This is a genomic window from Pseudomonas sp. IPO3778 (genome assembly GCF_013386825.1).
GTDB lineage: Bacteria > Pseudomonadota > Gammaproteobacteria > Pseudomonadales > Pseudomonadaceae > Aquipseudomonas.
Map to the genome: position 1 here is coordinate 1 of NZ_JACARC010000117.1, position 5,796 is coordinate 5,796.

General features: G+C 62.1%; 6 protein-coding genes. 4 read left to right on the forward strand and 2 right to left on the reverse strand.

All coding sequences use genetic code 11. The features are described 5' to 3' along the window. Positions 1-153 precede the first annotated feature (153 nt). On the reverse strand, positions 154-729 hold the full coding sequence (locus HX855_RS32795) for an ANTAR domain-containing response regulator (protein ID WP_177091467.1): 576 nt from the start codon (positions 727-729) through the stop codon (positions 154-156). 12 nt (positions 730-741) lie between these two features. Beyond that, on the reverse strand, positions 742-1,941 hold the full coding sequence (locus HX855_RS32800) for a CmpA/NrtA family ABC transporter substrate-binding protein (protein WP_177091470.1): 1,200 nt from the start codon (positions 1,939-1,941) through the stop codon (positions 742-744). A gap of 237 nt (positions 1,942-2,178) precedes the next feature. Between HX855_RS32800 and sctC the strand changes: the two genes are divergently transcribed. The 4 genes from sctC to HX855_RS32820 all read left to right on the forward strand — a co-directional run bounded on the left by sctC (position 2,179) and on the right by HX855_RS32820 (position 5,763). Beyond that, positions 2,179-3,642, forward strand: coding sequence for a type III secretion system outer membrane ring subunit SctC (gene sctC, locus HX855_RS32805; protein ID WP_177091472.1), 1,464 nt, complete (start codon positions 2,179-2,181; stop codon positions 3,640-3,642). Between the two features lie 173 nt (positions 3,643-3,815). Further along, entirely contained in the window at positions 3,816-4,193 is a 378-nt protein-coding gene (locus HX855_RS32810; protein ID WP_177091474.1) for a winged helix-turn-helix domain-containing protein, read from the forward strand. Continuing rightward, positions 4,190-4,651, forward strand: a complete 462-nt coding sequence (locus tag HX855_RS32815) for a transglycosylase SLT domain-containing protein (RefSeq protein WP_177091476.1) — start codon at positions 4,190-4,192, stop codon at positions 4,649-4,651. The genes HX855_RS32810 and HX855_RS32815 overlap by 4 nt, the downstream gene beginning before the upstream one ends. An 86-nt stretch (positions 4,652-4,737) precedes the next feature. Beyond that, a complete protein-coding gene (locus tag HX855_RS32820; protein WP_177091478.1) occupies positions 4,738-5,763 on the forward strand; it encodes a quinone-dependent dihydroorotate dehydrogenase in 1,026 nt (341 codons plus the stop codon). Positions 5,764-5,796: the final 33 nt, after the last annotated feature.

The window sequence follows — 5,796 nt, forward strand, 5'->3', positions numbered from 1 at the left end:
GGGCATGCCGAGCCTAGGCGAGGCACCGAGTGGTGGGGCAAAGACCTTTTGGTTACTTTTGGGGCGTTTGCCAAAAGTGACCCGCTGTAAGAGCGGAACCCTAAGCCGCCGTTACCGCAGCAACGGATATGTACACCATAAAACCCCCACCCCTCACCCCAACAACTCACTCATGGCAATAATCTGCTCCGCCACCTGGATCAGCTTCTGCTGCCGACTCATCGCCTGGCGCCGCATCAGCGTGTAGGCCTCGTCCTCATTACACCCCTTCATTTTCATCAACAGCCCCTTGGCCGTTTCGATCCGCTTACGCTCCGCCAACTGCTGATCCCGCGCCTGCAGCTGAGCACGCATCGCCTGGTCACTCTCAAACCGCGCCATCGCCACGTCCAGAATCGGCTGCAACCGCTGCGCCTGAATCCCCTCGACAATATAGGCGCTGACCCCGGACTTGATCGCCTGCCGCATCACCCCCGGGTCATGCTCATCGGTAAACATCACAATCGGCCGCGGCTGGTCACGACTCACCAGCACCACCTGCTCCATCACATCGCGCCCCGGCGACTCGGTATCGATCAAAATCACATCCGGACGCACCGCCTCAACCCGCGCCGGCAGGTCAATCGTCAGCCCCGACTCATCGATCACCTCAAACCCGGCCTCAGTCAGCGCGGCCTTGAGCCGCCCCACCTTGCGCGGTGTGTCATTGATCAACAGGATTCGCAACATAAGGTCCTCCTGTCAGCGCGAGGCATGACGATTGGCAACGTCTGCCATGGCATGCAGGCGAAAGCTGCGGGCGTACCCGGCCGGGTCCGAACCGTCCCAGACCTTGCCGTCGATCAACTGGCTGCTGCGCATGGCCTCGCCACCGGCAGGCACACCCACGGCGCTGGCCGCTTGGCGATAGATATCCAGTTGCTGCACGCGTCGGGCGACGCCAAGGTAATCCGGGTCTTCGCGCAGCAGGCCCCAACGGCGGAACTGGGTCATGAACCACATGCCATCAGACACGTAGGGCAGGTTGACCTCGCCGTCGCCATAAAAACGCAGCGCGTGGGGATCCTGCCAGTGGTTGCCGAGGCCGTCGTCATAGTTGCCCAGCAAGCGCGGTTCGATGCAGTCCAGCGGTGCGTCGAGGTAGTGCGGCGCGCTCAACAGTTGCGCGGTGGAGCGGCGGTTTTCCGCGCTTTCCTCGATAAACCGGCTGGCCTGCAGGATCGCCATCACCAGTACCCGGGCGGTATTGGGGTATTGCTCCACAAACGCCTGGGTGCAGCCGAGGACTTTTTCCGGATGGTCCGGCCAGATCGCCTGGGTGGTGGCCAGGGTGAAGCCCTGATTTTGCTTCACCGCACTGGCGCACCAGGGCTCGCCCACACAAAAACCGTCGATGCGCCCAGCCTGCAGGTGCGCAACCATTTGCGGTGGTGGCACTACCACACTGTCCACATCCTGCAACGGATGGATGCCCTGGCTGGCCAGCCAGTAATACAACCACATGGCATGGGTGCCTGTGGGAAAGGTCTGAGCGAAGGTGAGTTTTGTTCGGCTTTGGTGCACGTGGCGGTCCAGTGCTTCAGGACTGGTCACGCCCAGCCGTTGCAGGCCGTGGGAGAGGTTGATGCTCTGGCCGTTCTGGTTCAAACCCATCAGTACGGCCATGTCGGTAGGCGCCACGCCGCCGATGCCCAGGTGCACGGCGTAAATCAGGCCGTACAGGCTGTGGGCGGCGTCCAGTTCGCCACTGACCAGGTTGTCCCGCAGGCTGGCCCACGACGACTGGCGTTTGAGGTTCAGCGTCAGGCCATAGGGCTGGGCAAAGCCCTGGGTGGCGGCGACCACCACCGAGGCGCAATCGCTCAGGGCCATGAAGCCGAGGTTGAGGCTGCTCTTTTCCGGGGCGTCGCTGCCGTTCACCCAAGCCAGGGGATCACTCATCTACATGCACCTTTCATAAAAAAACGCCGCTCCGTCGGGCCACTCACAGGGGGGGCCCGGGGTCACGACGTCTTTGTCCTTGAGCCCGTTCCGCCGTTGGCGCGGGCTGCGATAAGCAAGGCAAAGCAAGGCACATGCCACGGGCCGGGAAAGCCCGGCAGGCCGTCAGCTTTCCATCAGGATTGAAACTGGCCGGGCTCGCAGTATGGCCGCTCCTTGATCCCGGGCTTTGCAGGCATGTTCATCAACCGCCACCGTTTTGCGACCGTGTTGTTCTGGCTGTTGATGCTGGGCAGTTCCTGCGTGCTCGCAGGGCAATACCAGGCTCGTGATGAAAGCCTGCACACGTTTTTTACCGCACTGTCCTTGCCGTTGGGGCAGCCGATCGTGGTCAGCCAGGCGGCGGCCCGCAAGCGTATCAGCGGGGCGTTCGATTTCGATTCGGCCCAACCGCTCCTGGAGTCGGTCGCTCAGCAGCAAGGCTTGATCTGGTACAGCGATGGCCAGGTGCTTTACCTCTATGACGCCGATGAGGCGAAAAGCTCGGTGGTGACCCTGCGGCATATCTCGGTCGATATCTTGCGCGGGTTCATGCGCCGCTCGGGTCTCGACGAAGCGCGTTACCCGCTGCGGGCGAGCGCTGCGCGGGTGTTCTATGTGTCCGGGCCGCCGAACTATGTCGACCACGTGCTGCGCCTGGCTCAGCTGATGGACCGCCAGCGGGCCGAGCTGCGCATGGGGCCGCAGCGGATCGGTGTGGTGCAGGTGCTGAACACCCACGTTGCCGACCGGGAGTACGGCATGGGGGACAGAACCGTCACGGTACCGGGCATGGCTTCCATGATCGACAAGCTGCTGGCCGTCGAGCAGAAGAGTGCATCCCCCCGACAACCCGGTTTACTCGCCGACAAGACTATTTCGGTGCTGGCATACCCCGACACCAACAGCTTGTTGATCAAGGGCAAGCCGGCGCAGGTCAGCTTTATCGAAAGCCTGGTGGCGGAACTGGACGTGCCCAAGCGCGCGGTGGAGGTTTCGTTGTGGCTGGTGGATGTGGACCGTGATGAGCTCAAGAAGGTGGGCATGGCCCTGCACAAGGGGGCTGACGCGCCTTCTGCAACCCGGGTCATGACGCCCATCGAGGACGACGGGTTCATGAAGCGGATCACGGCACTGGAGCAACGTCGGCGAGCCAAGGTCACGGCGTTGCCGGTGATTCTCACCCAGGAAAATGTGCCGGCGGTTTTCAACGATAACCAGACGTTCTATCTGCCCCGGCCGGGTGAGGCCAGCGATGAGTGGCAGCCGGTGGTGTATGGCACACAGGTCAGTGTGCTGCCGCGCTTTGCCGAGGCGAATGAAATCGAGATGCTGCTCACCATTGAGGATGGGCGCCAGATGGGCAAGGCCGGCAGTCGTGACAAGCGTTCGGCCGCGGTGGAACGCATGGGGATCAGTACGGTGGTGCGTGTGGCGCCAGGGCGGCGGCTGCTGGTGGGGGATTTTCAGCGTGATACCGGCGCGGCCTTGTCTGGACGCTACTACGGGCCTATGGCCAATAGCGTGCGGGTGTTTGTCATCCAGGCGACGCTTGTGGGGGATGCCTTGCATTCAAGTGCCGAGCCGGGGCAGGCACCACCGCTCACGCCCTCCCAGCATGACCGGGTGAAGCGAGCATTTACCCGTGCGCCAGAGGGATAAAACCGTCGGTGTTCCGTTGGCGGGCAGCGTCGAAAAGTCTTACGCACCCAGTCTGAAAAACATCGAGCCTCTGGGCTTTTGCCTCTCCAATACGGCGGGTGAGCTTTTTATAGTCGCGACCTTGTTGGAGAGCCCGTGTTGGACATAAGGGGGAGTTGGGTGCAGAGGTGCGAATGGCTGGGGTGATGGATGGAGTAATGGCTGCCTCCATGGTCTTTGATCGCTGGACGCTGCACGGCGACGGCAGGCTGACCGGTGAAGGCGTTGAGATTCAACTACCGCCCAAGGAGTGGCAGGTGCTACGCCTGTTGCTGGCGTCGGCCGGTATGCTGGTGAGCAAGGATCGCCTGCTGGAACAGGCATGGCCCCATAACGAAGCCACGGAAGAGTCCCTGACCCGATGCATCTGTTCGTTGCGCAAATACCTGAAGGACGGCCGGGGCCTGATCAAGACGGTATATGGCAAAGGTTATCGCGTGACCTGTGCGGTCAAGGTAATGAGCCAGGCATCGAGCCACGTCTGCTCGACCTGCGGTCGGGGCCAGGCATGAGGGGCGCCTGGCGCAAGGGCGCACTGTCGCTCGCACTGTGCATCACCGGCGAAGCCAGGGCTTATTGCTGGGCTGAGGCCGCCAGCCAATACGGCATCGAGCCGGAGCTGTTGCAGGCCATCGCTGCGGTGGAGTCGGGCTATCGCGCCGGAGCCATGAATTACGCCAACAACAACGGCACCCGTGATATCGGGTTGATGCAGATCAACAGCATTCACCTGCCCCGTCTGCTCAAGGAGGGCATTACCGAGCAACGCTTGCTGGATGAGCCTTGCTTGTCCGTAGAGGTCGGTGCGTCGATCCTTGCCGACTTTATCAAACAGTTCGGCTACAACTGGACGGCCATCGGTTCCTACAATGTGGGCGGCGGGCCGGGGCCTCAGCGTGAGGCCTTGCGTCTTCGTTACGCGCAAAAGATCTGGGTTCGCTACGAGGAACTGATGGCGCACCGCAACTGATGATTGGACGGCACGCCTCGCATGCAGCCCTTCACCCCGGCTATAATCGCCGCCACCTTTCGCCGCCATCCGAGTCAATCCCGCCCATGTATACCCTGGCCCGCCAGCTGTTGTTCAAACTCTCTCCGGAAACCTCCCACGATCTGTCCCTGGATTTGATCGGTGCCGGTGGCCGCCTGGGGCTCAATGGTCTGGTGTGCAAGGCCCCGGCGAAAATGCCGGTGTCGGTGATGGGCCTCGAATTCCCCAACCCGGTAGGCCTGGCGGCCGGCCTGGACAAGAACGGCGCGGCCATCGACGGTTTTGCGCAGTTGGGTTTTGGCTTTGTTGAAATCGGCACCGTGACCCCGCGGCCGCAACCGGGTAATCCCAAGCCGCGGATTTTCCGCCTGCCGGAAGCCGAGGCGATCATTAATCGCATGGGCTTCAACAACCTGGGTGTGGATAACCTGCTGTCGCGTGTTCAGGCCGCGAAGTACAAGGGCATTCTGGGGATCAACATCGGCAAGAACTTTGACACGCCGGTAGAACGTGCCGTGGATGACTACCTGATTTGCCTGGACAAGGTCTACGCCCACGCCAGCTACGTCACGGTCAACGTCAGCTCGCCGAACACCCCGGGCCTGCGCAGCCTGCAGTTCGGCGATTCCCTCAAGCAATTGCTCGAAGCCTTGCGCCAGCGCCAGGAAGACCTGGCTGTGCGCCATGGCAGGCGAGTGCCGTTGGCGATCAAGATTGCCCCGGACATGAGCGATGAAGAAACCGTGCTGGTGGCCCAGGCCCTGGTGGACTCGGGCATGGATGCGGTGATCGCCACCAACACCACCTTGAGCCGTGTCGGTGTCGAAGGCCTGGCCTTTGGTGACGAGGCGGGTGGTTTGTCCGGTGCGCCGGTACGCGACCAGAGCACCCACATCGTCAAGGTGCTGGCGGCCGAGTTGGCGGGGCGCTTGCCGATTATCGCCGTGGGCGGCATCACTGAAGGCAAGCACGCGGCCGAGAAAATCGCCGCCGGTGCCAGCCTGGTGCAGTTGTATTCCGGTTTTATCTACAAGGGCCCGGCGTTGATTCGCCAGTCGGTGGATGCAATCGCGGCGCTCCCAAAAGGTTAATCCAGGCCCATTAAAAAGGTTCATCACGGATTC